This is a genomic window from Microcystis aeruginosa NIES-4325, from assembly GCF_008974145.1.
GTDB classification, from domain to species: domain Bacteria; phylum Cyanobacteriota; class Cyanobacteriia; order Cyanobacteriales; family Microcystaceae; genus Microcystis; species Microcystis aeruginosa_G.
The window spans coordinates 1-23009 of sequence record NZ_BJKP01000032.1; the positions used below are offsets into that span (position 1 = coordinate 1).

Here is a 23009-nt window from a genome sequence, read left to right on the forward strand (position 1 = left end):
GATTTTACCCAATTAATTACGGTCGTATGATGAACTCCCTTTAGCCTTTCTATCCCTCTAAATCCCATCCCATTAACCTAGGCAGTTAGGCATTCTCGCTTCGTTTTTTCGTCATAGCCTTTCTGTTTTTCCTAGTTATCAATAAATTGACGGCCACAGGTTACACAAATAGGATTTTGTTTACCTTGTTTATTGATGCCATTTTTACGGATATGGGTAGATTTACATTCAGGGCATTGCATTTTGATTTCCTCCATTCATATCTCTATTATGCAACGCCCCTTTTTCATACACCTCAACCACCGTTCCCACCGGGAGCATCTCATTTATACAAGTGAGTAATTATACTTATCCCTAAAGCTGTTTTCTAGCAAGGCTTTCAAAATAGCTTGACATAAAAACCCGATTTAGGGGTTACAAAGGTGAGATTCTCCCGTTCCCACCTGTCCGCTTGGCAAGCTGGGGACAGCTTTATAATCTGGTTCAACTAAAGTCAATCGGTACCGAGGGACGGAGTTAAGGATGGCAACCGTATCTAAGAGTTTGATGTCTTTCATTTGACTTCACTTGATAAAGGCAGAAATTAGGGGAGGGTTGGGATTAATTAAACTGATTTCCCAGATAGTTCGCAGTTGTTTCCCCCCCGTTCTGGTTAAGTATTTCACGATTCCATAAGCAAAAATTATCAGACAAAATCGAGAAGAGCCATTAATTCTGTTGGGGTGATTAGAAAGGAATATCGTCTAAATTTTCCTCCACCGATGTGTCGCTAGGTTGCCAAGCGGAAGGATTAGAAAGTTCATAGGATGCGTCGTATTCAAAGTCCCCGGTGGAGACGGGTGCAACGGGTTTTTCCACCTCGGTTTTATTCGATTTGTGGGTATTGATTGGTACGACTTTTTCTGGAGTCGGGGCCGTCATTTCACCGCTACTCATGCTGCCGTCAAGATGATAGAGATGACTAATGACTAATTCGGCCCGTTTTTCCTTAAAACCTTCGGGACGATCGATCATCTGCATGGAGAGACGACCTTCCAAAATTACCCGATCGCCTTCATTATAATTCTGAGCGACTTCTGAGGCTAAATTTCCCCAAGCTACGACCTTTAAATTAGCTGGGGTTGCCTCGGCACGATTGGGAGAAAACTCGACTAACATTTGAGCGTAGGGAGTTTGATTATCTTGGGTATAACGTAATTCGGGACGACGGACAATTTTAGCCATTAAAATGCAACTGTTCATGGTCGAAAATTAGTCTGAATTTTTCTAATAGCACCATTGTACTGAAAAAGTACAATGATCACCACTGTGGAGGTTAGGGAATTTTATGGGACTCTGGTTAAGAAAAAATCTCTTTAACACTTGGTACAACGTCATCTTAACCCTTGCGGGTCTATTTCTCAGCCTCTGGGGGGGCTTAAGCTTTCTCGATTGGGCGATAAATCGGGCAAAATGGGCTGTGGTGACGGAAAATCTCGGTTTATTTGTGGTCGGTCGTTATCCGGAGCAGTCAATATGGCGAATTTGGCTTATTTTAACGATACTTGCGGCTTTATCGCTGTTTTCTTGGCAATTAACCCGGGGTCGCTTCCCCAATTGCCCCGCTTTTCTGCAACGCTGGTGGGGATTGATGTGGTTATTGACTTTACCTTTAATTGCTTGGTTACTATTGGGAGGCTTATTTTTAAAGACAATTCCCCTCGATGATCTCAGTGGTTTAATCTTAACTTTATTAGTAGCGATCGCCAGTATGATTTTATCTTTCCCCTTGGGGGTATTATTAGCCCTGGGGAGACAGAGTGAATTACCGGCAATTCGTTGGCTATCTATTGGCTATATCGAATTATTGCGCGGTTTACCTTTGTTGGGAATTTTATTCATGGCTCAGGTGATGTTACCCTTAATTTTACCCGCCGGAACCAGACCGGAACGGGTGATCAGAGCGATCGCCGGATTTACCCTTTTTGCGGCAGCCTATCTGGCCGAAAATGTCCGGGGTGGTTTACAAGGGATTCCCAAAGGTCAAATTGAAGCGGCCAAAGCTTTGGGTTTAAAACCGATTTTCGTTTTATTATTGATCGTTCTACCCCAAGCTTTAAAAGCGGTCATTCCCGCTATTGTTGGTCAATTTATCAGTTTATTTAAAGATACTTCCCTACTGGCGATCGTGGGACTGGTGGACCTCTTGGGTATGGCAGGATCGGTTTTAGCTAATCCGAAATTTATCGGCGATTATCCAGAGGTTTATCTATTTTTGGCGTTTATTTACTGGATTTTCTGTTATTCTATGTCCCTAGCCAGTCGTAGGTTAGAACAGCGTTGATTGGGGTGTGGGGTGTGGGGTGTGGGGTGTGGGAAGCTTTTCAGTGATCAGTAAACAGTAAACAGTAATCAGTGAACTGAAAACTCACATCTGATAACTGATAACTGATAACTGATAACTGATAACTGATAGATGGCTACCTGGCTTTTTGTCATAAATATTGATATGATTTAACAATCAGCAGCAATTTATGGTAAATATATTTATTTAGGAGAGCGAGAAAATGGCTGGATTCTTTGGCCTGTTTGGCAATAAGACGAAATACGTCGATGAACCGATGGATATGAGCGCACCGGAACCGAAAGAGGCTTTTTACTTGGAACCCGATGACGCTAAAACTCTCGGTAATATCGACTTTATGCGGACACCGATCACGATCCGACGTACTTTCCCGAAAACTGCCTCGAATAAAAAGGGTGGCGAATCGATTAAACAGATTTCTTCCATGGAAGTCAGCAAAGTCACCGATAACGGTATTGTGGCAAAATCGGCCACTTCCGAGGCTAATAGTAAGGCTAACGCTGCTAATGATAACGTTCGTCGCGCTAACGATGACAATATCAATCCTTTCCTGAAAATGGCCCGCGAAATCAAGAAATAGTATAGTAAGGTGAGCATTGGCCACCCTTGATATCAAACTTTGGTGGGGAAAGCCCACCTTTTTTTATGACCATTATTAACGGAAAAACCAAGTTATTAGGCGTAATCGGCGATCCTATCGGCCATACTCTTTCTCCCCCGATGCACAATGCCGCTATCGATGCCTTGGGGCTAAATTATGTCTATCTTCCCCTCCCGATCGCCCCAGAAAATTTGGCAACTGCGATCGCTGGTTTGGCCGCCATCGATCTACAGGGTTTTAGCGTCACGATTCCCCATAAATTAGCAATTATCCCCTTATTATCGCAAATTACCGATAAAGCAAGGCTAGTAGGCGCAGTTAATACCGTCTGGCGCACGGAAACTGGTTGGCAGGGAACGAATACCGATGTGGATGGCTTTCTCGCCCCCTTGAAATCCCTTGACAAAGATTGGAGTCAGGTGAATCCAGTTATTTTAGGTAATGGCGGCGCGGCCCGGGCGGTAGTGGTGGCTTGCGCCCAGTTGGGCTGTGGCAAAATTCATGTGGTAGGACGCAATCAAAGGAAATTAGACCCTTTTAAAGAAAGTTGGGCGAATACAAGCCTCTATGACCTCGTAGAAGTGCATAGCTGGGACGAATTAGAAGGGCTGCTATCCACCACAGAACTCCTGATTAATTCTACCCCGATCGGAATGTCTCCCCAGGGCGAACAATCCCCAGTAGAGTTAGAATTATTAGACCTTTTACCGCCATCGGCGATCGCCTACGATCTGATTTATAATCCCCGGCCGACCAAATTTCTGCGGTTGGCCCAGACTAGAGGGATAAGAATTATTGATGGGTTAGAAATGTTAGTTAATCAGGGAGCGATCGCACTAGAAATCTGGCTAGGTCAACCCGTCCCCGTCTCGGTCATGCGGGAAGCTTTGTTAAAACAATTCTAAATGCTAAAATCCTATTTCTGGCTTTATTTATGCCCCCTTCTAGCTCCTTTTGGAAAACTCTGAATAACTCGATTCTAGTGCGCTATCTCTTATTATTTGGCTGTGGCTGGAGTCTGATTATCTTAATTAACTATTTCTACGGGATGATCGCTATTTTTACCGGTTCAGCGATTCTGGCCGCCCTATTAAATTATCCTGTGGTTTGGTTATCCCGTTATCTACCGAGAGGACTAGCCATTGCTATTACCACCCTAGCAGCTTTTATCCTCCTATTTGGATTAGTCACAGGCATAGGATTAGAAGCAGTTAATCAGGGGAGAGGACTACTGTTCAATCTTACCGATGCCCTGAGTGAAAAGGATTTTTTACCCTTTCAAGACTTTCTCGATCGATTAGATTTAAATAAAATGGTGGGAAGCTTACAAACTGGTTTAGCCACGGGTTTATCGATCGTACAGGGAGTTTTTTCCAGCGTCTTTACCGGCGTTTTCGGGGCGGTGATCAGTGTTTATATGCTCATCGATGGTGATAAACTTTGGCGAGGTTTTTTGCAACTTCTCCCCCTAGCATATCGGGAGCGTTTTGCCAAGTCTTTTCGACAAAGTTTTCTGGGATTTATTCGCGGACAACTGTTGTTAATGCTCTTTTTATCGGTGACGAGTTTCTTGAGTTTTTCCCTGTTAGGAATCAAATATGGGCTAATTTTAGCCGGTATTCTCGGTGTTATCGATGCTATCCCGGGTATCGGGGCAACCCTAGGCATTTTGTTGGTAACTATCTTGACTTTTACCTCCCAGGGACCCGCAATTGCCGTTAAAGCTTTTATTGTCTGTGTTGTCTTGGTACAAATTCAAGATAATATTATTCGCCCTAAAGTTATGGGCAATGCCCTAGAATTAAACCCGGTAATTTTATTTTTATCCCTCTTTATCGGCGAAAGAATTGCGGGATTATTAGGGGTTTTTCTCTCCATTCCTATCGCCGGAATGATTGCGATCTGGATCGGATCGAGTGAAGAAAAACCAATAACAGCTTTAGAGGAAAATCAGTTAGGAGAAAGTCAAGAGAATTAAGAGCCGATCCCCGGTCTCTACTATACAATTAGAGAAATTTGTTATCGACAACAATCGATCGCTACCTATGGAAAACCTAGATTTAAAGAAATCCTCGCCCCTCTTACTTATCTCACCGTTTTTTCTCTGGGGAACAGCGATGGTAGCGATGAAGGGTGTTATCCCCCACACCACCCCCCTATTTATGGCGGCAATTCGCCTTGTTCCCGCCGGAATGCTAGTTTTAATGGTAGCTTGGTTTTTAGGTCGTCCTCAGCCCAAAACCCTGCAAGCGTGGCTATGGATTGCCCTTTTTGCTCTCATGGATGGCACTCTTTTTCAAGGTTTTCTGGCATTGGGATTAAATCGCACTGGGGCGGGGTTAGGATCGGTAATTATTGACTCCCAACCCCTAGCGGTGGCTTTAATGTCCAGTTGGCTGTTTAAAGAAGTTATCGGTGTCTGGGGATGGTTAGGATTGGGTTTAGGGATTGGGGGAATTAGTTTGATTGGCTTGCCCGATCAATGGTTTTATGACTTTTTTGGACAAAAAGCGGTAAACATTGACTTTAGCTGGCAGGAATTACTAAATAGCGGCGAAATGCTCATGCTTTTGGCTTCTATATCCATGGCGGTGGGAACAGTGTTAATCCGGTTTGTCTGTCGTCATGCGGATCCCGTCAGCGCCACGGGATGGCACATGATTTTAGGGGGATTGCCGCTATTTTTAGCTTCAGGTTTCACCGAATCCCATCAATGGCAGAATATCGATTTAAATGGTTGGTTAGCTTTAAGTTATGCCACGATTTTTGGTAGTGCGATCGCCTATGGAATATTCTTTTATTTAGCCGCCAAGGGCAATTTAACCAGTTTAAGTTCTTTAACTTTTTTAACTCCGGTTTTTGCCCTCACTTTCGGGAATTTGTTCCTCGGTGAGATGTTAAGTATATTGCAATGGGTGGGGGTATCTTTAACCCTTGTTAGTATTTATTTAATCAATCAAAGGGAAAAAATCTCCCCACAAGTGCGGGCAATTTTTGCTAATCTTTCCTCACTTATACCCAAAAGCAACTAACTCAAATTCCGTCCGAATTACCTCAACTCTGGCAAAATTTGCTTCTTGTAATTTCTGGTTGAGATTTTGAGAAGTAAAACCAGTTTTGTGAGCCATATAGGGCATTCCGGGGACTTCTGTTCCCATGCCGTAAAACATCCATAAAGCGCGCACCGGACCACCGGGAGAAATATATAAAGGTTCATTTTCCATATCGCCTCTAGCGACAAATTCGGCGGCGGTTTGCATATCGGGAACCACAATCATTAAAAAGCCTTCAGGTTTAAGAATGCGTTTAAATTCCCCTAGGGCGATGGGAACTTCGTAATGATAAATATGTTCTAGATTATGACTAGAAAAAACCCCATCGACGGAGTTATCGGGAACGGCACTTAAATCGGTAATCGTTCCTAAAATATCGGGGTTAACAGCAGTATTGATATCGAGGCGAATTTCTTGCCAATTGCCATCGCGGAATAGTTGGGGTAAGGCTTCGGGATTATAGGGACCACAACCCACATTTAAAACCAGTTTTTTCGGGGATTTTAGCGCTGTTATCCCCAGGGGAGCATTCCAAGCTAATAAACAAATATTTTTGAAACCAAGCAAACCGTGATTAGCGACTTGATCATCTAAAATTATCTGGGCTTGGGGATGGGTTTTAGTAAAATCTTTTATTGCCTGTTGGAGAGTAGGATGCTGACATTTATTGATGATAATTAAAGCGGAATCAGACCAGAAATTTTTGGCTAAAAGTAAGGAGATCAAGAGAGAGCGATAGTCTTCGGCGGCATCGTAGTAATAAACTCCCAGCTTTTCTTCACTGTTTAATTCTTCCAGATCATCGAAAAAGTTTTCCGTTTCTTGATCGCTTAAAAATATCTGTTCTGATAGTTGAAAATCCTCCAAATCCTCAGATAATATAGTTAGTTTTTCTCCCGATGGATCGTATTTAAAAAAAGCTTCTACACCATAACCGTAGCGATCACTATTATGCCAGAAAGCGGCGACTAAACTACCGCGACGAAAACAACCCACCTGACAGTAAACCTCGTCCGGTTGCAGACAGTCAACGGCTAGATTGAGCAGGGGAAAAAGATTGCGATCGGGATAAGATGCGGTTTTTTGGCTTAAAAGGGTTAATTGCTCGGAAATAGGCGACATTAGAGGCGATCCCCAATCCTGATACTGTTGGGGCAGTTTTTCTAAGAATTTCTGTAAATCCATACCTTGCTTTTCCGAAAACTATAATCCTTTTCCAATATCGTAAATCATCGTGCTTGTCATCAGGCACAGACTTAATTGTGGAAGAGTGCTAATCTGGTCTATAGCGGTTTTCACAGAAGTGAGTCCCGATTGAAACCCTGAAACGCCTATCTATCAAGGGATTTACCATACCTTACTAGACTGAAAACCGCTATATTATCCCATTAGCACCAGTAGAGGAACCTCTGATATGCCCTGCAAATGCTTCCAGATCAAATTTTGGGGAGTACGGGGAAGTGTTCCCTGTCCTGGTTCGGAAACCGTTCGTTATGGTGGTAATACTTCCTGCGTGGAGATGCAAGTCGCTGGAGAAAGATTAATCTTTGACGGTGGTACGGGGTTACGCGCCCTAGGACAGTCTTTGATGGCAGAAAGTCCAGCGAAAGCCTATTTATTTTTCACTCACTCCCATTGGGATCATATTCAGGGTTTTCCTTTTTTTATCCCCGCTTTTATCAGGGGCAATACTTTTAAAATATATGGGGTTTCCTCTGCCAACGGGACAACCATAAAGCAAAGATTAGACGATCAGATGTCACATCCTAATTTTCCCGTGCCTTTGCAGACTATGGGATCCGATTTAGAATTTTATAATCTAGAAATGGGCGAAACCCTCTACTGTGGGGATGTCAGCGTCGAAACCCGTCCTTTAAATCATCTGGGAGAAGCGGTGGGTTATCGGGTAAATTGGCAGGATTTATCGGCAGCTTATATTACCGATACCGAACATTTTTCCGATCGCCTTGATGATAACGTTCTGGCTTTGGCCTGGCAAGCGGATGTCATGATTATTGATGCTACCTACACCGATGAGGAATACAACGATCCTAAGTATTCTAAGGTGGGTTGGGGTCATTCCACTTGGCAGCAGGCAGTCAAAATCGCTAAGACAGCGCAAGTTAAGCAGTTAGTTCTCTTTCATCACGATCCCGCCCATAATGATGATTTTCTCGATCTCATTGGGGAAGAGGCAAGAAAGATTTTCCCTGAAACTATTCTCGCTCAGGAAGGACTCTCGATCGAACTACAAATTCACCATCAGAAGTAGCTAGAAATTTATCCAAACCTAAATCAATCCCTAAGGGATGTCCTTGAAAGAGAACATTAGGGACATTGACCTTTTATGGCATTGAAAGCATCATAAAGTATCCGGATGCTCGCCTGACAATCTGGGCTTATTTAATTTCAAAACCTTACTGCTTATCTTTATTCCCAGGTTATCCACACAGAATATCAAGTTGTATTAGTTGACTCCAGATGGTCGGTTTTATTTATTTGTCACCATTCATCTCTCTAACGGGAGTCCTCTTGCGACCTTAAGATAGATTTACCAGAAAATACCTAAGGATGAGGACGGAAAAGATGGGAATGTTGCGGGTGATAAAGTTGCGATCGAGTTCCTCTAATCTGGTTTAAAGCGGGACTAATTAAATAAAGGGTAGTTCTAGTTAAATTTTCTCGATGGGTTAGTTGGGCCATCTCTGACAGGGGGACAACCCAGATTTTTTCGTCGGGCCAACCGAGACGGAAACAAACGGCCACCTGTTGCTTTGGTGGGTAGTGTTGTAGAAGTTTTTCCTGGGCTTTGTCAATGTGACGGGCGGCTAAATATAGGCATAAACTAGCTTTATGGGCGGCTAAAGAGGCTAATTCTTCACTTTCTGGTATATGAGATGCTTTCCCTTCCACCCGGGTTAGAATAATTGTCTGGACTAATTCCGGAATCGTTAATTCTAGGGCTAATTTGGCCGCTAATCCTTGAAAGGCACTAATGCCGGGGATTAGCTGAAAGGGGATATCTGCTGCTGTCAAAAGATGAATTTGTTCTTGGATGGCACTATAGAGACTTAAATCCCCCGATTGCAGTCGCACCACCGCTAAACCCTGACGCACGCGATCAATCATTAAAGGGATAATTTCCTCCAGGGTGATGCTACTGGTGGGAATTAACTCGGCATCTTTACGGGTATCCTCAAGAATCTGTTTGGGGACGAGGGAATCAGCAAAGAGGATAACATCGGCTTTTTGGAGAATTTTATAGGCTTTTACCGTCAATAATTCCGGATCTCCAGGGCCAGCACCAATAAAGTAAACGGCCGGGGGGAGAGGAGAGGAGTCAATTAAAGTCATACTAAATCCTGTTTAAAAGGGGTGTGGGGTGTGGGGTGTGGGGTGTGGGAATTATGAAGTGGGGAGAAGGGAGAAGGGAGAGGGGAGAGGGGAGAAGGGAGAATAAATAAAAACAATCTCCTGAATACTGAATCCTGTCTCCTGAATACTGAATCCTATCATTAACCTGAACATTTGTATTTAATTAGGGTGAAACTGACTATAATTAATGATAAAGCACGGTCAGCATTGACAATGATTAGCGATCAATCCCTCCCCCCCCAAAATATTGAAGCGGAAGAATCTATCTTAGGTGGTATTTTACTAGACCCAAAAGCGTTAGGTAGAATCAGTGATTTTTTAATTCCAGAAGCTTTCTATGTGAAAACCCATCAAGATATTTATCGTGCGGCACTCGCTTTGCAAGGGAAGGGAAAACCGACGGATTTAATGACGGTTAGCAGTTGGTTACAGGATAATCATCTGTTGGAAGAAATCGGGGGAATGCCGCGATTGTTACAATTAATTGAGCGCACTGTCTCGGCCGCTAACATCGATCGCTATGCTGAATTAGTGATGGATAAATATATGCGTCGTCAGTTAATTTCCACTGGGGGAGAAATTATCGAGTTAGCCAGGGATACGACGCTAGAATTAGAAAATGTTTTCGATGAATCGGAACAAAAGATTTTTCGTCTCACCCAAAAACGACCCCAAGAGGGTTTAATTTTTCTGGGGGATACTTTAATTGAAACTTTTAACGAAATTGAGAAAATGCAAGAGACGACCACTCTACCCGGTATCGAAACTCAATTTTATGATCTCGATGCGATGACCAGTGGTTTACAACCCTCGGATTTAGTTATTATCGCAGGTAGGCCTTCCATGGGAAAAACTTCTTTTGCTCTTAATATTGCCTATAATATCGCTCAACAGAATTTACCTGTGGCTGTCTTTAGTTTGGAGATGTCCAAGGAACAATTAGCCCAACGTTTGTTATCGAATGAGGCTAAAATCGAAAGTAATCGGATTCGATCAGGCCGTTTGGGACAAAATGATTTAGAGAAGGTTCTTGGGGGACTAGAAAAGTTATTAAATTTGCCTATATATATCGATGACAGTGCTAATTTAAGTGTAATTCAAATGCGTTCCCAAGTGCGGCGTTTACAGACAGAAAAAAAGGGACAAATCGGATTAGTTTTAATCGATTATCTGCAATTAATGGAAGGAGGAGGTGATAATCGCGTTCAGGAACTTTCTAAAATTACCCGCAGTCTTAAGGGTTTAGCGAGAGAAATTCATGCTCCAGTAATTGCTCTTTCTCAGTTAAGTCGCGCTGTGGAATCTCGCAATAATAAAAGGCCGATGATGTCCGATTTACGCGAGTCGGGATGTTTAGCAGGTGATAGTTTAGTTGAGTTAGCCGATCCTCGTGCTAAAGTGCCAATTTGTGAGTTAGTGAATTGCTCTAATTTTACGGTTTTTGCTCTTAATGAGGAAACAATGAAATTAGAAAAAGCACTGGTAACTAAGGTCTTTTCCACAGGATTTAAGCCAGTTTTTCGATTAACAACTCGTTTAGGCCGCACGATTAGAGCTACAGCCAATCATCAATTTTTGACTGTTCACGGTTGGCAAAGATTAGATGAATTAAATATCGGTAATTATATCGCTTTACCTCGCTTTTTACCTAGTTCGCAATTACAAACTATGAGTAATACTGAATTAGCCTTATTAGGTCATCTAATTGGTGATGGATGTACCTTACCACGTCATAGTGTTCAATATACGACTAAAGAGTTAGATTTAGCCAATTTAGTTGCTTCTTTAGCGATACAAGTATTTGATAATCGAATTAATCCTCGAATTAGTCCTGAACATCAATGGTATCAGGTTTATTTAGCAGCGAATTATCCCTTAACTCATAATATTAAAAATCCTATTTCTCAATGGTTAGAACGTCTAGGAGTTTGGGGGTTACGTTCGTATGAAAAATTCATTCCTCCTCAAGTTTTTGAGCAAACTCAATCAGCAATAGCCTTATTTTTACGTCATCTTTGGAGTACCGATGGTTCCCTTAAATTGGTTCAAGGAAAATCACCTCGTCCTATCGCTTATTATTCTAGCAGTAGCTTAAGATTAGCTCAGGATGTACAATCGCTTTTACTAAGAGTAGAAATTAATGGAAAGCTATCGAAACACTCACAAACAGGAAAAGGACGAGATCAATACCATGTTACAATAACAGGTAAATCAGACTTGAAGAAATTTACTGAGATTATCGGTGCTGTTGGCAGCTATAAAACCCAGTCTTTACAAGAAATAACTACTTATCTTCAAAATCACCAAGCTAATCCTAATAAGGATATCATTCCTAACGATATCTGGCGACTATATGCTGTACCCGCTATGGAACAAAGTGGTTTAACTACACGACAAATGCAAGCTGCACTTGGTAATCAATATTGTGGGACAAGTTTATACAAATCAAACTTAAGTCGAGAAAGAGCCAATAAATTAGGAGACATTCTTGAATGTTCCCAAATACAGCACTTAGCTGATAGTCATATTTACTGGGATGAAGTTATGGCAATTCAAGCGGATGGAGAGACAGAAGTGTATGATTTAACAGTAGATAAATTGCATAACTTTATTGCCAATAATATCATCGTCCATAATAGTATCGAACAGGATGCGGATTTAATTATGATGTTATACAGAGATGAATATTATAACCCCGACAGTCCCGATCGAGGTGTGGCTGAAGTAATTATTACTAAACACCGTAACGGTCCTACTGGCACAATTAAGCTACTTTTTCAACCAGAATTTACCAAGTTTCTCAATCTTAAACAAAGTCGCTCTAATTATTAAAATGAAAGCAACTATTAATTATAAAAACCCCAATTGGCTCTTAATACTTTTGGCAATTATCCTAACTCTCGGTGTGGTTTTTCGTTTTGCAAATATCGATAAAAAAATCTATTGGCATGATGAATCCTACACCACCATTAGAACCACTGGTTATCAAGCAAATGAAATCGCTGATACTATCTTTCAAAATCGTCTTTTATCTACCACAGAATTAGGAAAATTTCAACAACTGAAACCCGAAAGTAATGTTTTTGATACAATAAAATCTCTCGCTAAAGAAGACCCTCAACACCCACCTTTATACTTTATTATCTCTCGCTATTGGGAAAAACTATTCGGTTTTTCTCCCGTTTCTTCCCGCAGTTTAGCGATTGTTTTTAGTCTTCTATCCCTCCCATTGATTTACCATCTATCCCTAGAATTATTTACATCAAAGTTAACGGCAATTTTAGCAGTAATTTTATTAGCACTCTCTCCAGTTGATATAATATTTGCTCAAATGTCTCGTCAGTATAGTCTTTTGGTTCTATTAACGATATTCAGTCAATTAATGCTGTTAAAATGCCTCAAAAAAAGAACTCTTGTTAATTGGTATTTATACACCTTATCTAATACTCTCGGACTCTACACCCATCTCTTTTTTATTCTCAACTTATTTGCTCAGGCAGCTTTTCTACTTTGGTATCTTGTTATGAAACCAGAGCGAAAAAATAACTTGATATTTTTCCTGTTATCTGGGTTAACAATGATGATTTTATATATACCCTGGTTACAGGTTTTTTTAACTAACTCACAAAGAGCCTTTAACTCCACCAGTTGGGCTGCCGTTAACTATCTCGATTGGGGATTGTTCAGTAAATTATGGATATTAACTTTTACTTCTCTATTTAGCGACAGCGATTTTGGTTTTAATAACATCTTCACCTATATATATAGACTAATTTTTTTAATCTTAATTATCTATGCTTTTAAGCGACTTTATCGCTACAATAACCCCATAGCTTTTACTTTTATGATTACCTCAACCCTAGTACCTTTCCTAGCTTTAGTCATTCCCGATCTAATTTTGACCACCACTAGATCAACTGTCACCCGTTATCTAATTGCGACCTTTCCCACTATCTATATAACTGTAGCTTTTTTCCTGTCACAATTGCTTAATCAAGGTAAAATTTTAGGTAAAATTATCTTGACTTTTTTGTTAACTGCTAGTATAATATCGAACTTTAACAATGCTCTTTCCGAAACCAGTTGGGCAAAAGTTCCTAGTTATTGGAATGGCGAAGTTGCCAGAAAAATCAATGCTGTACCCAATGCCATTATTATCAGCGACGAAGGTAATGACTGGACTAACTTAGGTGATTTGCTTTCTCTTAATTATCGTCTTAATGCTGATGTACAATACTTCCTGACTACCACTAACCCCGATACCGATAAGTTAAAAGAAGTCCTAGAAATTCCCCAGGTCAACTTCTTTCTTTTTCGTCCTTCCAATCGGTTATTACTAGCCCTAGATCAATTCGATATTCGTCTTGATTATTTCTATCCTCAAGGTCAATTGTCGCGAGTCAGGAAATAGGCAAATATTTAAGTAGTAGGACAAAATTAACCTCTTGCTTAGGATAGGCACTCATGCAAGAGATGGTTAGATATGTCTAATTAATTGTGTCTAGCTATATATTTTTGGTGAATCTAGCCTGAAATATTTGAGCAAAGCTGGTATTATAACCAGTTAAAACCGTTAATCGTCACCTTAAAGAAATGACTTTTCTAATTCCGACTAGCGTTTGGCGGCAAATTCTTAAAAAGCTCCCTATACTACTATTCTTAGCATCTTTTCTAATAGTCGTATTCTTAGGCTATTTTTCTGCCGCTTTCTCTCAAAGTCGAGATCCTGATATCCGCGGTGTTTGGATCACCACCAACGATACTGCGATGCTGATGGACAGGGATAAACGACAACAGGCGATCGAGCAATTAGTTAATCTTAATTTTAATGCTATCTATCCCGTGGTCTGGAACTCCGGTTATGCTCTCTATCCCAGTGCGATCGCCCAACGGGAAGGAATACAGCCTTTTGTGCCTACGGGAGCGCAGGGACAAGATATCTTGGCAGAATTGGTGGAACAAACCCGTGGCAGGGGATTATTGGTCATTCCTTGGTTTGAATTCGGATTTATGGCTCCTCCCACCTCAGAATTAGCCTTAAAACATCAGGACTGGTTAACCCAAAAACGTGACGGGGGGACCACTTGGGTGGGGGCAGCCGGTGAGGTGGTGTGGTTGAATCCTTTCCGTCCCGAAGTGCAGAATTTTCTGCGGGAGTTAGTCTTGGAAGTAGTGGGACAATACGATATTAACGGCATCCAATTCGACGATCATCTGAGTTTACCAAACGAATTCGGCTATGATCCCTATACTATCGCTCTTTATCAACAGGAAACCGAAAAAACGCCCCCAGCTAACCCCCGGGATCCCGAATGGACAAAATGGCGGGCCGATAAAATCACTGCTTTTCTGGCTAATCTCAAAGAATCAATTCAGGCAATTAAACCGAATATACTGCTTTCGATCGCCCCTAATCCCTACGAATTCGCCTATAATGGTCATCTACAGGATTGGCTCGGTTGGGTGCGGCAAGGATTAGTCGATGAGTTAATCGTACAGGTTTATCGTCCCGATCTGCCCAGTTTTCTCAAACAATTAGAGCGTCCCGAAATTCAGGAAACCCAGCAAACTATCCCCACCGGTGTGGGAGTTTTAACCGGTTTACGCAATCGACCGATTGCCCTACACTTTATTGAAGAAAAGGTATTGGCTGCTCGTCAACGGGGTTTAGGGGTGATTTTCTTCTTTTATGAAAGTCTCTGGCAGCAAGCTTTGGAACCTCCAGAAACCAGAAAAGCGGCAATTCAAGCGATGTTTTCGCAACCCATCACTCCCCGTCTTCCCGTGCTGGAAAATATTCCTTTGATTAGTACACCTGAACCTATTGACCAGCCAGAACTAACCCCCACACCTCCCCCCTTAGCGCCGGACGGGATCGAAATTCCTGTAATTCCCCCTCCGGGTAGTTAATAGCAATTTTTGCCCATCAAAATTATACTAAATCCTGTGTAAAAGGTATAGGAGAGTGGCGGTTTTTTTTCAGTGATCAGTAAACAGTAAACAGTGAAATAAAAACTCACATCTGATACTAAATCCTGTTATTAAAAACTGATTATTTATTTCCCCTTTTGCCTGTTGCCTTTTGCCTCTCCTCATAACTAGCCTGTACTCAACGGATTTAGTATGATTAAATGCTGACAGCTAAAAAGCTTGTCAAGATTGCAGAGAAGCAGCATTTATTCAGAGTAAATCTTTCAGTCCTACGGTGATATAATTTTGATTTTGATTGGTATTTTTGATAAACTTAACAACGATTTTATCTCGTTCTTCTAATAGGGTTTCTAGGGTTAATAAATTTGATGTTGTAGATTGAGAGAGAATTTTATATAAGGTACTCTCCCCCCGATTATAGTCTGGCTCATTTTCCTTGGCAATATCACTATCTTTAATTTCGTTGCGATTATAAAAAATGATTCCTCTGAAATGCACACATATTTCTGTATCTTGATAGTTTTTCTGGGGATTAGCATGATTATTGAGAGTCAGAAGCATATAGATTCTATTCATCCCGCTTTGAAATTTACCAGCAATCTGCTTTAATGTGCTTTCTTTGTCTTTTTTTGCCTGTAGGGATGCTTTGAGTTCAACTAAACAAATTTGCAGATGATAATTGAGAATTTTACCCCCATCATCGACTTTTCTCTGTAAAACTAATATATAGCGTTTCTGATTCACAAGAGGTACATTTACGATTATGAACAGCTTAATCAGCAAAGATTTAACTGTACCGCACAGATGCGAGAACCGCTATAGCTTTTTCAGGGGTTTTGCCAAAAGCAGAGATACCGGGTAACTTTTCTTCTTCTTTTTCTTCTAAATTGATAACCCAGATTTTATCTACTTCTGTAGATATATTTTTGTCATTTTTAGACGATAACTGTAAGTGATTAATAACTACTTTCTTTAAATCGCTCTTATTTGTTTCTTGAATTTCAATATACGCATCCTGACTAAGGCAGATTTCTTCAATAAAACCCGATTTTTCTAAAGCTTGATGAAACTTTTGTCTAAGGAAAAAAATTTTTTTTTGAGTTAGACTTACTCATTCTCTGTTAAATAGATATGGTTGGTTAAAATTTCTCCAGATTTCTGCACGGAGTTGATAACTTCTTTAAAGTTACGAAAATATAGCGTTTCTTGTTAGTCAGAGGTACATCATCGATGTTGAAAATTTTAATCAGCAAAGGTTTAAGTGTGCCACACAGATGTGAGAACCGCTATAAACACCATATTGACTGGTTCCATAATCAATAATTTTATCACCCGTGAAAAAGTAAACCCCTAAGTCTTCTTTAGCAATTTAAATTTCTGGATTTAAATTTTTTAATTGATTATCCTCAATGATTTTTGTGACATCAACATCATAACTTTTTAGGGTATGAAGATAAACATAATTGTTGAGAATATCAGTTAAAATCGGGCTATGGGTGGTGATCAAAACCCGATTATCATGCTCGGTGACAAATTGAACTAAAATATCCATTAAGCGAATTTGATTTTCGGGATGCAAATTAACCTCTGGTTCATCTATCATTAAAAAATTGTATTTTTCCCTTGCCCAATATTTGAGATAAAGATACAAGATAGTCAACTGATTGACTGAAGATGAAGCTAGATACATGGGTAAATCTTTGCTTTCATCGAATTTAAAAGAAAATTGAATAGGTGCGATCAATTCTAGACTAGAAATCGTGATTTCTCCTCCCATTAATCCGCTCATCTTTTCAATCAGAGAATTATAAACTGAATTAATTTTTTTCTTGGTATTGAGAGAATAAAGCGACTCAATCACTTTATTCATTGGTTCTGTATAAGACCTTTTGGGTAATTGTTCCCGAAGACGTTTGAATATATTTTTATTAGTATCACCATCATCATCAATATTTTCTATTAATTCTAAAAATAGACGGTTAGACTCAATTCTCTTATTTCTTTCTATCTCATAAATGTACTGGTAGAAAACAGGAAAAAAGCTACGACTAGCGGGGATAAAAAAAGTATCTTCTGTCTGAGACAAAAGCACTGTTATTACTGACGAAATAATTACTGATTCCTTGGATGGTTTAGCTCTCTCAAAAAAGTCTCTGGGTATTTTATCAAATACTTTCTCAGGGATATTATTCTCTTTTATATTTATTGTTAGGCTACCTTTGCGCTTGCTAATCTGTAAATACTCCAGATCATTGTCAACAACAAAGGTTAATCTGAAGCTTTTATCTTTAAATTCTTTAATATCCGCTTGAAAAATTAATTTATTGGAACTAATAATCGTTTCTTTAATACTGGCATCAAGATTATAAGTATTAACAACTTCTTTTTCAATAAATCGGCTAAATTTATTGAGAATCTCATTGATTAGTTCTTGATTGATAGTAATTTTTTTAATAGGTTTTTTAGAGTCAATTACTAAAGAATCAATTTGGTTATTTTCGGAAAACTTTCTAATATTGTCATGATTAAAAATTGTCCATAAAAGCTGAGAAACTAGGGTTTTGCCACTATTGTTGTAGCCAATAAAAGTATAAAACTTCTTGGTTAAATCTATAGCTTGATTATTATTTCTAATTGATCCCAAATTCTTGATCAGTAGTTCCATATTATTTTTACCAATCACACCGAGAGGATAACTAACTTTTTAAAGGTGGACAAAATGCCCACCTTTAAAACTATTGTAAACTGCTAGTTAACTGACTTTTGGCCTTAGCTAAAGCTTCGCTTAACTTACTAGCATCCCGTCCCCCAGCTTGAGCTAAATTGGGACGACCACCACCACCACCGGCGCAGATTTGAGCGATCGCACTGATAAATTTACCCGCTTGTAAACCCTTATCTTTAATCACCCGGGAACTAAAAGCGGCCACTAAACTCACTTTATCAGCTGCGGGAGTCGAGGCCAAAACCACTGCCCCTTCCCCTAATTTTTGCTGTAGTCTTTCGGCTGCGGCCATCAAAGCATGAGCATCAATATCGCCCAAAGAAGCGACTAATAGCTTAAATTCGCCGATAGATTCAGCTTGAGATAGCAAAGCATCTGATTTATTTAGTGCTAACTCCTGTTTAACCGCTTCTAACTGCTTTTGTGTCCCCTTTAACTCCGATTGTAGGGCCGTAATGCGATCGGGAATTTCCAGAGGTTTGACCTTAAAGCGATCGCACAGATCCCGCACCACCTGATCCCGTTCATTCAGGTATGCTAACACGGCAGGGCCGGCCACCGCTTCGATGCGACGAATTCCCGCAGCGATTCCCGTCTCAGAGATGATTTTAAATAAACCGATCTCGGCGGTATTTTTAACGTGAGTTCCCCCGCATAATTCCATAGAAACGCTAGGAATATCGATAACTCGCACTTCTGAGCCGTATTTCTCGCCAAACATGGCAATAGCTCCCTTTTGCTTCGCTTCTTCCAATCCCATCACCGCTATCTCGGTGTCATGCGCTTCGGCAATCCAAGTGTTAATCTGTTCTTCCACCTGTTGTAATTCAGAGCTAGTCAGGGGACGAGGACAGTTAAAATCAAAACGGAGGCGATCAAAACTGACGAGGGAACCCGCTTGGGAAATCCCAGCATCGACAAGCTTTTTCAAGGCCGATTGTAGCAGATGGGTGGCGGTATGATTAGCTTGGGCGCGACGACGACAGGAGCGATCGATCTGAGCATTAATTGTATCGCCGGTGGTGACAATTCCCCGCTCAATCCCACCAAAATGGATAAAAATCCCCGATTCTTTCTGCACATCCTCAACGCGGATAAGCAGATTCTCGCCGGTTAAATAACCCTTATCACCGATTTGTCCACCCGATTCGGCATAAAAAGGGGTTCGATCGAGAACTACCTGCACCTCAGTGCCTGCTGCGGCCAATTCCACCGTTTTACCAGCGACTAAAACCGCCGTTACTGTTGCGGTTGCTTGCAAATCCGTATAACCGAGAAATTCCGTCGGGTGAATATGTTCCGCCAGCTTATCTAAACTACCCTGTACCGTCAAATCTATGGTTTCTTGGGCGGCTTTCGATCTTTGCTGCTGTTTTTTCATTTCCTGCTCGAAACCCGCCGTATCGACGCTTAAACCCTGCTCCTCGGCGATTTCTTGAGTGAGTTCCAGGGGGAAGCCATAGGTATCATAAAGGGTAAAGGCATCAACTCCCGAAATCTGGCTTTTTTCTTTTTCTAGAATCGATTCGAGCAGTTTTTCGCCTCTTTCTAGGGTTTCTAAAAATCTCGCTTCCTCTCGCTCTAATTCTGCCTTGATCACCCTTTCTCGTTCCCGAACATTGCCATAGACGGACTCGGAAAGAGCGATCGCAACTTCCGCCACTTTGCTGATAAATTGACCTTCAATACCGATTAAACGCCCGTGCCGTACTACTCTCCGAATCAGACGACGCAGGACGTAACCCCTGTCAGTATTCGATGCTGAGATACCATCCGCTATCATGTGTACTACCGAGCGCACATGATCACCGATGACTTTTAGGGAAACTTTCGTTTTTTCGTCCGCTTTCTGGTAGTCTATGGCTGCTAACCGGGCTGCTTCGGCGACAATCGGGAAAATTAGGTCAGTTTCGTAGTTATTGGCGACTTTTTGCAGGATTTGCGCCATCCGTTCCAAACCCATCCCCGTATCGATATTTTTATTCGCTAGGGGTGTCAGATTGCCGTCTGCGTCGCGGTTATACTGCATGAAGACGAGGTTATAAAACTCGATAAAACGGCTATCATCCTCTAAATCGATGGTTTTATCCCCTAATTCCGGGTGAAAATCGTAGTAAATTTCCGAACAGGGACCACAGGGACCCGTGGGACCTGATACCCAAAAGTTATCCGCTTCGCCCATTTTTTGGATACGATGGGCAGGAATACCGATTTTATCGCGCCAGATAGCGAAAGCTTCCTCATCTTCCCTAAAGACACTAACTACTAATCTTTCGGGGGGAAGGTTAAAAACTTCTGTGGACAATTCCCAGGCCCAGGCGATCGCTTGTTCTTTAAAATAATCACCAAAGCTAAAATTGCCCAACATCTCAAAAAAAGTATGATGTCTGGCAGTCCGGCCGACATTTTCGATATCGTTGGTGCGAATACATTTTTGGGAAGTGGTAGCGCGGGGAAATTCTGGGATCTTTTGCCCTAAGAAAATCGGCTTAAAAGGGAGCATTCCCGCAATAGTCAGCAAAACGGTGGGATCTTCTGGGACTAGGGAGGCACTAGGGAGAATTTTATGGTTTCTGGCCGCAAAAAAGTCTAAAAATCGCTGGCGAATCTCGCTTCCGCTTAGGTGGTTACTCATAGAAGATGTCAGTTAGTCAGAAAATGCCTATTTTATCCATTGTGGCATTTTTGCGTTTTAACTCTCCACCTTTACTCTCGCGCCGCTTGTCGGACTTGTTCTAAGTCTAAATCCAAAGCTTGAGCGATTTGTTCCACACTTAAACCCAAAGCAAGCAAACGGGGAATAGATTCCAGTTTTCCTTCCTGTCGTCCTTCCTGTCGTCCTTCCTGTCGTCCTTCCTGTTTAGTTGCTTCCTTCCATTCCTGATAGGTTTGAGATAAGGTCATAAACACCTCTCTATCTTCAGTTTCTAGGATGTTATTTATTTCCATAGTAACCCGCCAACTAATCAATAATTCCAGTACATTTTCCCGAAAAGCATTACCTTGAGGTAATTCTAACAATTCTCGCACCGCTTGGTTTTGAGTTTTTCCCCGTCCTAATAATCTTATCCAGAGAGTCTCAGCAGTCACAGGCAATTGATTAATAGCGATAATCGCCGTTCGATAAAGCGAGGGAAGAAAATACACTCCTTTCGGCCAATCCTGGTCTAATTTTGCCCCAAATCCTTCTAAAATAGTGATACCAGCCGAAGGGGATAAAATCCACAAACGAGGGGCATTGTCTTCATTGTAGCTCTGATTTTCTCGTTTAGCTTGTCTTTGTAGTTCGGCTAAAATGGTCAAAAGTTTCGCTAGACAATTACGAATCTCGCTACGATTGGGAGGATTGCGATAGGGTTCAATCAGGACAGTATTAAGGACAATTCTGCCTAATAATCCCAGATAATCGGGGTTTGGTTCGGGATTGGGGGAAAAAAATACATCTATCTGTCGAGTTTCATCGCTGACTTCTTTGCTGATTTCGACGATTCCCAGGGGAGAAAGTAATTGTTCAAGGTAATTTTTGGCAAATTGGTCATGGGGTTTCATGGACTGAGCAGTTAATCGATAATTCTCAATTGTATAGTTATTAAAAAAGTGGGTTTAAATAACCCACTTCTAAAGTGATGATTGGTAGTTTTTAGGATAGGAATTTTCAAATTGTGCCAGAAACTATGGGCAGCCATGGCAATTATTCTCCTTGTCAATAGTGAGCAATTGTAAGATTAGACTACCTCTTCGAGAAAATCATAAATTTTGTCTAATTGTTCTAAGGTAACTAAACCGTACTGCCAGAGAATCATCGGTAAATGAATTTTATCAGATTGGATCGATCGCTCGGCCATAGCGATCGATTCTTGGGGAAGGGACAATTCCTCTTGTAGAAATTGTCGGAATTGGGAATAGGCAATCGTGGACATAGGGGTATTTTTTTCCTCAATAGTATATCTCGTAATTTCAATAAAACACCACCTGATCGGTTTCAAGGACAGTTAGTCCTGCGACCATTTTTTCTGTATCTAAGCTATCTAGATGATAGAGAGTGCTTTCCTAAAAATCGCTGGCTCTCTTAAGATAGTCCCGTTATATCCAGTATAATTTTGTCTCTGTTTAATCTATAGCAAGGGGAAAGATTATTCAATCTATCACTTGACAGACTATAAAAATCTTAATCGATATTGTTATATTTTAAACAGTATAAATGCGTAATAGCTTATAACAGCCATACTTATTATATTTCCAGACAAGGGACACTTTCCATAAGAAAGTTAACACCATTTTCAAAAATTAAGGTCTTGAGATAGACTCAATCTTAATTTTATCTCCTGCTTTCACTCCTAATTCTTTGGCTCGACCCCCAGCTAGTTCGATCACTTGATTAACCATGGTGTTTGGCCCATAGACAGGACAAGGATCCACAGCACAAGGAGGGACATTGAGCAAAACTGCTTTTACTATACCATCTTTTAGAAAAATCATGTCTAGAGGAATCGAGACATTTTTCATCCAAAACCGGGCCATCAGAGGTTGTGCAAAGGGAAATAGCATACCACGATTTTTCTCCAAAGACAAGCGATACATTAAACCCTTGGCCTGTTGTTCCTGGGTTTGAGCCACTTCTAACTCAATCATCTCACCATTAATATCTGCTTTGGCCGTGATCGGTAATATTTGCCCTTGATTCTCAGTCGTAATCTGAGCCATCGAACTATTATTACCATTGAGATTAGTCGATTGACAACTCAGCAGCAACAAACCTAAAAATAGTATTAACTTGATCTTGAGCATAAATGATTTTTTACCAGTCATCACCAATAGTTATCAATACTTAATTTTCCCAGTATAAGTGGAGAATTAAGCAGATAAGACACTAACACAAAGTGGCTACGGCAAATATAAAGATAGTATTAAAAATATCTAGCATGGGGGTGAGCATCCTTCCTTGAGGATTGCTAGAACATATATACTAAGAAAGTTATC

17 protein-coding genes and 3 pseudogenes are annotated in these 23009 nt (G+C 40.9%); 9 read left to right on the top strand and 11 right to left on the bottom strand.

What is annotated here, in order from left to right; all coding sequences use genetic code 11:
* The 3 genes and pseudogenes from MiAbW_RS20205 to MiAbW_RS15355 form a co-directional block, all read right to left on the bottom strand.
* A pseudogene (locus tag MiAbW_RS20205) lies at positions 1-242 on the bottom strand (IS1/IS1595 family N-terminal zinc-binding domain-containing protein); the annotation flags it as partial.
* A gap of 192 nt (positions 243-434) precedes the next feature.
* A pseudogene (locus MiAbW_RS20590) lies at positions 435-557 on the bottom strand (DUF4926 domain-containing protein); the annotation flags it as partial.
* Between the two features lie 169 nt (positions 558-726).
* Complete coding sequence (locus MiAbW_RS15355; protein ID WP_151696812.1) at positions 727-1242, bottom strand: single-stranded DNA-binding protein; 516 nt, start codon at positions 1240-1242, stop codon at positions 727-729.
* 85 nt (positions 1243-1327) lie between these two features.
* On the opposite strand from MiAbW_RS15355, the gene MiAbW_RS15360 reads away from it, so the two are divergent.
* The 5 genes from MiAbW_RS15360 to MiAbW_RS15380 all read left to right on the top strand — a co-directional run bounded on the left by MiAbW_RS15360 (position 1328) and on the right by MiAbW_RS15380 (position 5977).
* Complete coding sequence (locus MiAbW_RS15360) at positions 1328-2323, top strand: amino acid ABC transporter permease (RefSeq protein ID WP_151696813.1); 996 nt, start codon at positions 1328-1330, stop codon at positions 2321-2323.
* A gap of 223 nt (positions 2324-2546) precedes the next feature.
* Positions 2547-2924: a hypothetical protein gene (locus MiAbW_RS15365; RefSeq protein WP_002754350.1), complete on the top strand. Its 378-nt coding sequence runs from the start codon at positions 2547-2549 to the stop codon at positions 2922-2924.
* Positions 2925-2989: 65 nt separating this feature from the next.
* On the top strand, positions 2990-3850 hold the full coding sequence (locus MiAbW_RS15370; RefSeq protein WP_151696814.1) for a shikimate dehydrogenase: 861 nt from the start codon (positions 2990-2992) through the stop codon (positions 3848-3850).
* A gap of 29 nt (positions 3851-3879) precedes the next feature.
* Positions 3880-4923 carry an AI-2E family transporter gene (locus MiAbW_RS15375; RefSeq protein WP_151696815.1) on the top strand — a complete coding sequence of 348 codons (1044 nt, stop codon included), beginning with the start codon at positions 3880-3882 and terminating at the stop codon, positions 4921-4923.
* 67 nt (positions 4924-4990) lie between these two features.
* Positions 4991-5977 carry a DMT family transporter gene (locus MiAbW_RS15380; RefSeq protein ID WP_151696816.1) on the top strand — a complete coding sequence of 329 codons (987 nt, stop codon included), beginning with the start codon at positions 4991-4993 and terminating at the stop codon, positions 5975-5977.
* Here MiAbW_RS15380 and MiAbW_RS15385 read toward each other — a convergent pair.
* A complete protein-coding gene (locus tag MiAbW_RS15385) occupies positions 5954-7183 on the bottom strand; it encodes a class I SAM-dependent methyltransferase (RefSeq protein ID WP_151696817.1) in 1230 nt (409 codons plus the stop codon). The two genes, MiAbW_RS15380 and MiAbW_RS15385, sit on opposite strands and share 24 nt — an antisense overlap.
* A gap of 229 nt (positions 7184-7412) precedes the next feature.
* Between MiAbW_RS15385 and MiAbW_RS15390 the strand changes: the two genes are divergently transcribed.
* A complete protein-coding gene (locus tag MiAbW_RS15390) occupies positions 7413-8270 on the top strand; it encodes an MBL fold metallo-hydrolase (RefSeq protein ID WP_151696818.1) in 858 nt (285 codons plus the stop codon).
* Between the two features lie 293 nt (positions 8271-8563).
* Here the strand turns inward: MiAbW_RS15390 and cobM are convergent, their stop codons facing one another.
* Positions 8564-9352: a precorrin-4 C(11)-methyltransferase gene (gene cobM, locus MiAbW_RS15400; protein WP_151696819.1), complete on the bottom strand. Its 789-nt coding sequence runs from the start codon at positions 9350-9352 to the stop codon at positions 8564-8566.
* Between the two features lie 234 nt (positions 9353-9586).
* Here cobM and MiAbW_RS15405 point away from each other — a divergent pair, with 234 nt between their 5' ends.
* From MiAbW_RS15405 to MiAbW_RS15415, 3 genes are all read left to right on the top strand, one after another.
* Positions 9587-12205, top strand: coding sequence for a replicative DNA helicase (locus MiAbW_RS15405; protein ID WP_151696820.1), 2619 nt, complete (start codon positions 9587-9589; stop codon positions 12203-12205).
* Position 12206: 1 nt separating this feature from the next.
* Complete coding sequence (locus MiAbW_RS15410) at positions 12207-13784, top strand: glycosyltransferase family 39 protein (RefSeq protein ID WP_151696821.1); 1578 nt, start codon at positions 12207-12209, stop codon at positions 13782-13784.
* A 182-nt stretch (positions 13785-13966) separates the two neighbouring features.
* Complete coding sequence (locus MiAbW_RS15415; protein ID WP_151696822.1) at positions 13967-15283, top strand: family 10 glycosylhydrolase; 1317 nt, start codon at positions 13967-13969, stop codon at positions 15281-15283.
* Positions 15284-15553: 270 nt separating this feature from the next.
* Here MiAbW_RS15415 and MiAbW_RS20210 read toward each other — a convergent pair whose 3' ends face one another.
* The 6 genes and pseudogenes from MiAbW_RS20210 to MiAbW_RS15445 all read right to left on the bottom strand — a co-directional run bounded on the left by MiAbW_RS20210 (position 15554) and on the right by MiAbW_RS15445 (position 22838).
* The gene (locus MiAbW_RS20210) at positions 15554-16048 is read right to left on the bottom strand and encodes a hypothetical protein (RefSeq protein WP_238707307.1); all 495 of its coding nucleotides are present in this window, start codon (positions 16046-16048) and stop codon (positions 15554-15556) included.
* A gap of 363 nt (positions 16049-16411) precedes the next feature.
* Positions 16412-17969 (bottom strand): annotated as a pseudogene (locus MiAbW_RS15425) (AAA family ATPase).
* Between the two features lie 70 nt (positions 17970-18039).
* A complete protein-coding gene (gene alaS / locus MiAbW_RS15430) occupies positions 18040-20664 on the bottom strand; it encodes an alanine--tRNA ligase (RefSeq protein ID WP_151696823.1) in 2625 nt (874 codons plus the stop codon).
* Positions 20665-20735: 71 nt separating this feature from the next.
* The gene (locus MiAbW_RS15435) at positions 20736-21578 is read right to left on the bottom strand and encodes an Rpn family recombination-promoting nuclease/putative transposase (protein ID WP_151696824.1); all 843 of its coding nucleotides are present in this window, start codon (positions 21576-21578) and stop codon (positions 20736-20738) included.
* 176 nt (positions 21579-21754) lie between these two features.
* Positions 21755-21949: a DUF2949 domain-containing protein gene (locus tag MiAbW_RS15440; RefSeq protein WP_002732568.1), complete on the bottom strand. Its 195-nt coding sequence runs from the start codon at positions 21947-21949 to the stop codon at positions 21755-21757.
* Positions 21950-22316: 367 nt separating this feature from the next.
* On the bottom strand, positions 22317-22838 hold the full coding sequence (locus tag MiAbW_RS15445; protein ID WP_151696825.1) for a DUF192 domain-containing protein: 522 nt from the start codon (positions 22836-22838) through the stop codon (positions 22317-22319).
* Positions 22839-23009: the final 171 nt, after the last annotated feature.

Excerpts from the sequence above, each read along its gene's own strand:
- MiAbW_RS15355 (WP_151696812.1), bottom strand. The coding sequence starts at position 1,242 with ATGAACAGTTGCATTTTAATGGCTAAAATTGTCCGTCGTCCCGAATTA.
- MiAbW_RS15360 (WP_151696813.1), top strand. The coding sequence starts at position 1,328 with ATGGGACTCTGGTTAAGAAAAAATCTCTTTAACACTTGGTACAACGTC.
- MiAbW_RS15365 (WP_002754350.1), top strand. The coding sequence starts at position 2,547 with ATGGCTGGATTCTTTGGCCTGTTTGGCAATAAGACGAAATACGTCGAT.
- MiAbW_RS15370 (WP_151696814.1), top strand. The coding sequence starts at position 2,990 with ATGACCATTATTAACGGAAAAACCAAGTTATTAGGCGTAATCGGCGAT.
- MiAbW_RS15375 (WP_151696815.1), top strand. The coding sequence starts at position 3,880 with ATGCCCCCTTCTAGCTCCTTTTGGAAAACTCTGAATAACTCGATTCTA.
- MiAbW_RS15380 (WP_151696816.1), top strand. The coding sequence starts at position 4,991 with ATGGAAAACCTAGATTTAAAGAAATCCTCGCCCCTCTTACTTATCTCA.
- MiAbW_RS15385 (WP_151696817.1), bottom strand. The coding sequence starts at position 7,183 with ATGGATTTACAGAAATTCTTAGAAAAACTGCCCCAACAGTATCAGGAT.
- MiAbW_RS15390 (WP_151696818.1), top strand. The coding sequence starts at position 7,413 with ATGCCCTGCAAATGCTTCCAGATCAAATTTTGGGGAGTACGGGGAAGT.
- cobM (WP_151696819.1), bottom strand. The coding sequence starts at position 9,352 with ATGACTTTAATTGACTCCTCTCCTCTCCCCCCGGCCGTTTACTTTATT.
- MiAbW_RS15405 (WP_151696820.1), top strand. The coding sequence starts at position 9,587 with ATGATTAGCGATCAATCCCTCCCCCCCCAAAATATTGAAGCGGAAGAA.
- MiAbW_RS15410 (WP_151696821.1), top strand. The coding sequence starts at position 12,207 with ATGAAAGCAACTATTAATTATAAAAACCCCAATTGGCTCTTAATACTT.
- MiAbW_RS15415 (WP_151696822.1), top strand. The coding sequence starts at position 13,967 with ATGACTTTTCTAATTCCGACTAGCGTTTGGCGGCAAATTCTTAAAAAG.
- alaS (WP_151696823.1), bottom strand. The coding sequence starts at position 20,664 with ATGAGTAACCACCTAAGCGGAAGCGAGATTCGCCAGCGATTTTTAGAC.
- MiAbW_RS15435 (WP_151696824.1), bottom strand. The coding sequence starts at position 21,578 with ATGAAACCCCATGACCAATTTGCCAAAAATTACCTTGAACAATTACTT.
- MiAbW_RS15440 (WP_002732568.1), bottom strand. The coding sequence starts at position 21,949 with ATGTCCACGATTGCCTATTCCCAATTCCGACAATTTCTACAAGAGGAA.
- MiAbW_RS15445 (WP_151696825.1), bottom strand. The coding sequence starts at position 22,838 with ATGACTGGTAAAAAATCATTTATGCTCAAGATCAAGTTAATACTATTT.